The organism is Vibrio olivae (assembly GCF_042428525.1).
Classification (GTDB): domain Bacteria; phylum Pseudomonadota; class Gammaproteobacteria; order Enterobacterales; family Vibrionaceae; genus Vibrio; species Vibrio olivae.
This window is the reverse complement of the sequence record NZ_JBHMEP010000145.1, coordinates 1-504: the sequence shown is the minus strand read 5'-3', so window position 1 is coordinate 504 and position 504 is coordinate 1. Positions and strand designations below refer to the sequence as shown.

At 49.2% G+C, this 504-nt stretch carries 1 protein-coding gene; it reads left to right on the top strand.

Annotated features, from left to right (window positions below; genetic code table 11):
* A partial coding sequence (locus tag ACFFUV_RS24250) for a relaxase family protein (RefSeq protein WP_512701425.1) occupies window positions 1-399 on the top strand: 399 nt, incomplete at its 5' end.
* Window positions 400-504: the final 105 nt, after the last annotated feature.

Genomic DNA, 504 nt, shown 5'->3' with positions numbered 1-504 from the left:
CGGGACAACTGGATAGGGAAAAGAGCAACAGAAGCGGCCAACAGCATAGCCAGAGAACGGAACCTTGTCCAATCCAAGGATATAGGCAAGGCCAACAAAGCAGAGATAAAACAGGCCATGGACGATGTTCTTACACGGATGCAGGGGTTTGATCTTGGGGTATTCAGCCGGGAACTCGGAAAACTGGGTTTCAAGGTAAGGGAAGCTCGGGCAAGTACAGGCAAACTCAACGGCTACTATGTGGAAGCCCGGAGCGGAACGGAATACAAGGCAAGCGAGATAGGGAAAGGCTATACGCTTGCCCACATCGAAAAGACACAGAAAAACTTAAAGTATAACTCAATCAGCAGGAATTATGGAAACACCCTCAAACCCAAAGACGGAGGATTACACCTATAAGCAGGGACAGTACAGCCCCCGAAAGAGAAAGGACACCACGCCCAAAGTAAATCCGCAACTTGCGGTAGAGCTGGTGTTTCAAGAGTTGAAGCGCGTAGAATCCTA